Annotated in this window: 3 protein-coding genes; all 3 read right to left on the bottom strand. The window is 30.7% G+C overall.

The features are described 5' to 3' along the window. Nucleotides 1–322: 322 nt before the first annotated feature. Nucleotides 323–1,033 (bottom strand): YebC/PmpR family DNA-binding transcriptional regulator, encoded by a 711-nt coding sequence (locus tag AC8GF4_RS10825; RefSeq protein WP_116762873.1) that lies wholly within the window; start codon nucleotides 1,031–1,033, stop codon nucleotides 323–325. An 86-nt stretch (nucleotides 1,034–1,119) separates the two neighbouring features. Continuing rightward, nucleotides 1,120–3,165, bottom strand: coding sequence for a S41 family peptidase (locus AC8GF4_RS10820; RefSeq protein ID WP_506594606.1), 2,046 nt, complete (start codon nucleotides 3,163–3,165; stop codon nucleotides 1,120–1,122). Between the two features lie 8 nt (nucleotides 3,166–3,173). Further along, a complete protein-coding gene (gene gcvT / locus AC8GF4_RS10815) occupies nucleotides 3,174–4,256 on the bottom strand; it encodes a glycine cleavage system aminomethyltransferase GcvT (RefSeq protein ID WP_506594604.1) in 1,083 nt (360 codons plus the stop codon). Nucleotides 4,257–4,635: the final 379 nt, after the last annotated feature.

Here is a 4,635-nt window from a genome sequence, read left to right as displayed (position 1 = left end):
AATCCTTTTGATTCAAATTCATTAGAATTATATTCTTTTGGAAGAATATTTTTTTCGTCTAAATAAATATAAAAACAATCTTTTTTTGTTTGTAAATCCCCTAATTCTTTGAAATCAACAATGTCAAAATGAGATAATAATCCCTCAGGTAAAAAGGAAGAAAATATTGAAAAATCCATTTGTTTTTTATTCAAATTTAAGACTTCTCCCCATATTTTTTACGTGAGCCTTATATTTTTAGTAAAAATAAAAAACTCCAGATTGCTCTGGAGTTTTTAGGTTTAATATCTTAAATCTGAAAAGTGTAGATCAAAAATTCAATCTACTCTTCCATTGTATGATAAACGTTCATTACATCATCATCTTCTTCCATTTTTTCAATTAATTTTTCAACATCAGCCATTTCAGCTTCTGTTAGTTTTTTGGTGATTTGAGGGATCCTTTCAAAACCAGAAGAAAGGATTTCGATGTTTCTGTTTTCAAGTTCTTTTTGGATGGTTCCAAAACTACCAAAAGGAGCATAGATTAGTATACCGTCTTCGTCTTCAAAAACTTCTTCAGCACCAAAGTCGATTAACTCCAATTCCAATTCTTCAGGATCCATTCCTTTTGCAGGAATTCTAAAGTTACAAGTATGATCAAACATAAATTCTACAGATCCTTGGGTTCCCATAGTTCCATTGCATTTGTTGAAATAACTTCTTACATTGGCAACGGTTCTGTTATTATTATCAGTTGCTGTTTCGATTAATAAAGCTATTCCATGAGGCGCATAACCTTCAAATAAGACTTCTTTATAGTTGGCGGTATCTTTGTCTATTGCTTTTTTAATTGCACGCTCTACATTCTCTTTTGGCATGTTGGCAGCCTTAGAGTTTTGTATTACGGCTCTCAATCTAGAATTGGCTTCTGGATTTGGTCCACCTTCTTTAACGGCCATTACAATATCTTTACCAATTCTGGTAAATGCTTTCGCCATTGCTGACCAACGTTTCATTTTTCTTCCTTTTCTAAACTCAAATGCTCTTCCCATTTCTTTTTGTTATTTTGAATTGCAAAAATACAGCTATTCCTTATTTTTCCAAAAGCCATTGGAAAATCTTTTTGAAAATAGAGTAATTAATTTGTTCTGTTGTGTTTTAATTCTTTGTAATCGTCTATAATAAATATTGCTTCATTTAGATATTGGTTGGATCTTAAATTCTCAAGTTGCATTTTATTATATTCAATTAATGTCGGGTAATTAATAAGTAAGGATTTATTATATTCTGAATTGGATACATCCATATTTAAATCGTTTGATCTTAAGTTAGTTATATCTTCGGATAATAAATTTAAGCTATTTTGATTTTCAAATACCGAATCCAAGGTCATTGGTATTTCTATTTTTGATTTTCTTAAAACAGTATCAATCTTTAAGTTAAAGTCTTTAATGGAATTGAAATATGAATTTTGTGCGACTCTAGTCCTGCTTTTTTTAGCAAGTGATTCAATTAATTGATTGCTTACGTAAGGAGAAAAACGAACACGTGTATTTAAGCTGTCATTTTTTAAAGCGGTTGGAAATTCACTTTCTTTTTGCAATACATCTTGGTATATAGTTGGGATTTGTACATCTGGGATTACACCTTTAGCTTGATGACTTTTTCCAGTTATTCTATAAAATTTACTAATAGTTAGTTTTACAAAATGTTGGTCATCGTCTTTTTCTAATGGGACGATTGTTTGCATGGTTGCTTTTCCTAATGAAGTACTTCCAATTAAAAGAGCTCTATTGTAATCTTGCATAATTGAGGCAAAAAATTCACTCGCAGATGCCGAATTTCCATTGATTATAATAACTATTGGACCTTTATAAATTACACCTTTGTATGGGTCATTAATAACAGAAAGTCTTTTTTTATTATCAACTACAATAGATATTGGACCATAATCTATAAATAATCCAGCTAGTTTTACTGCTTCTTCCATAGATCCACCGCCATTGTCTGTTAAATCAAGCACCATTCCTTTGATGTTATCTTTCATTAATTTTAGGGTTTCCTTGGCTACATCTTGGGCACATCCTTTACTGTTGCCACCTTCAAAATCAGAGTAGAAACTGGGTATTTTTATATATCCAATTTTTATTTTCTCATCAATTATAAAACTATAAACCGTGTTTTCTTCGTCTTTTAAAATTTGTTTTTCGACACTTACTTTAAAACTCTTACTAGAATTTCTTTTTATTGTAAGTGTTATTGTTTTGTTTAATTCTGATGACATTAAAGTAGCTATTGCATCAATTGAATAACAAGATACTTCCAATGTCTCTTTTTGATTAGAAATTGCAATTATTTGATCTCCTTTTTTTATTTTACCTGTTTTAAATGCTGGCCCGTTTGGGTCGATTTCTTGAACTATTATCTGATTTTTATCGTTTAATGTTACATTTAATCCAAGTGAAAGTTTCTCTTTGGACAAAGTAGATACAAAGCTGGATTTAGTGTCATTACTGAAATAATTGGTGTGCGGATCAAAATATTCGCAAAAAATATTAAAAAAGGAATCCTCAAATGATTTGTCATTAGTCAGAGAAGCATTGATTTTGCAAAGTTCATTATCTATGATTGTTTTTTTTGATTTTAAACTCATCGCGTTAAAATGAAGTTTCAAAGAATCTAGATTCTTACTTCTACTGGAGACATCAGAATAAATTTCGTAACGAATTTTTTTATTCCAAGCTTTATCGATGTCATTTTCCTTAAGATAAAAGCCAAAGTTTTTCTGTTTGAAACGAATGGTATCTTTTGTTTCGAAATTTATAGTTTGAGTATTTAATTTTTCTAGTGCAACCTTGTTTCTTAACAACCCTTTTTTGTATTCTTTTTTTATTTCATTTAAAAAAGAACAATCTTTTTTCAAGATTAGGTCATCCAGTTGAAATCGGTATTTATTGGAAAGAGAATCTGCTTGTGATTTTAATAATATATTTCTTGAGGGATCAAGATTATTCAACAATTCGGTAAATACATAAGCCGATAAACTATCGTTTACCGGCTTAGGATTATAATGTTCCTTTTGGAGTAATTTGTTTATTTTGAATAAAATATCACAACTAGTATCACTGTTTTGTGAAAATAGTGAAAATGTGGAAAACAAAAGTACTAATGTGATTTTCTTCATATACTTACTTATTTTTTATAAAAAGGGAGCTTTACCACTTTTGCGGCTACATCATTTTTTCTAATTCTAATAAAAATAGCACTGTCAATTGTACTGTTTTCAGTAGTTACATAACCTAAACCAATTCCTTTGTTCATAGAAGGAGACATAGTTCCAGATGTAACTATTCCAATAACAGAGCCATTTGCATCAACTATTTCGTAATCATGTCTTGGCACTGATCGTTCTTGCATTTCAAAAGCTATTAATTTTTTGGTTACACCCGTTTCTTTTTGCTTTTTTAAATTATCAGAATTGGTAAAATCTTTATTGAATTTGGTAATCCATCCCAATCCTGCTTCAAGTGGTGAAGTAGTGTCATTGATGTCGTTTCCGTACAAACAGAATCCCATTTCCAGACGTAATGTATCACGTGCAGCCAGTCCAATAGGTTTAATTCCATAAGAGGCACCTGCTTCAAAAACTTTGTTCCAAATGGTTTCTGCATCTTCATTTTTGCAATAAATTTCAAAACCTCCAGATCCGGTATATCCAGTTGCCGAAATTATTACATTGTCTAAACCTGCAAAGTCAGCTACTTCAAAGTGATAATAAGCAATGGCAGATAAATCAATTGAAGATAATGACTGCATAGCCTCAACCGCTTTTGGACCTTGAATGGCCAATAAAGAATAGTCATCGGATAGATTTCTCATTTCAACACCTAAATCATTATGAGCCGAAATCCAGTCCCAATCTTTGTCAATATTTGAAGCATTTACTACCAATAAATAGACTTCTTCTTTCATTTTATAGATAATTAAATCATCTACAATACCTCCGTCATTATTTGGTAAACAAGAATACTGCGCTCTTCCAATTGTTAAAGTTGCTGCATCATTGGATGTTACTTTTTGAATCAAAGCTAATGCATTTGGACCCGAAAGTAGAAATTCACCCATATGAGATACATCAAAAACACCTACTGCATTTCGAACCGTTTCGTGTTCTGCATTTACCCCTTCATAAAGAATTGGCATGTTGTATCCAGCAAACGGTAGCATTTTCGCTCCCAAACCCTCGTGTATGTGCGTTAAAGCAGTATTTTTCATTGTTTTTATTGTATAATTATTAAAGTGCTAAATTAAAGTTTTTATTTTGGTTAACAAAGATTTAAAAAACGAATTAATGAGTGGAATACCATTACTGCTTTTAAAATAATCCAATCTACTCGTTCTTTTTCTCCAATACTTTCTCAAAAAATAATTCCTTAGCAATCCCGATAGATTCTGTGTTGATTTCCAATTAAAAAATAATTTTTATTTCAAAAAAGGACCTCGGGTAATCTTTAAGATTATTGTTTTTATTGTTTCATTTATTCTTATAACCCTATGTCTTTTATTTTGGGTTTATTTCACTTGAATCACTTTTATTGTTTAATTTTGTCCTACAAAGGCGGTCAAGAACCAGCCTGTATAGCGTGTTTATGCC

This window comes from Flavobacterium rarum (SeqCode) (assembly GCF_965234445.1).
Lineage (GTDB): Bacteria > Bacteroidota > Bacteroidia > Flavobacteriales > Flavobacteriaceae > Flavobacterium > Flavobacterium rarum.
Note: the sequence above shows the minus strand (reverse complement) of the source record. Positions and strands in the feature narration are given on the sequence as shown.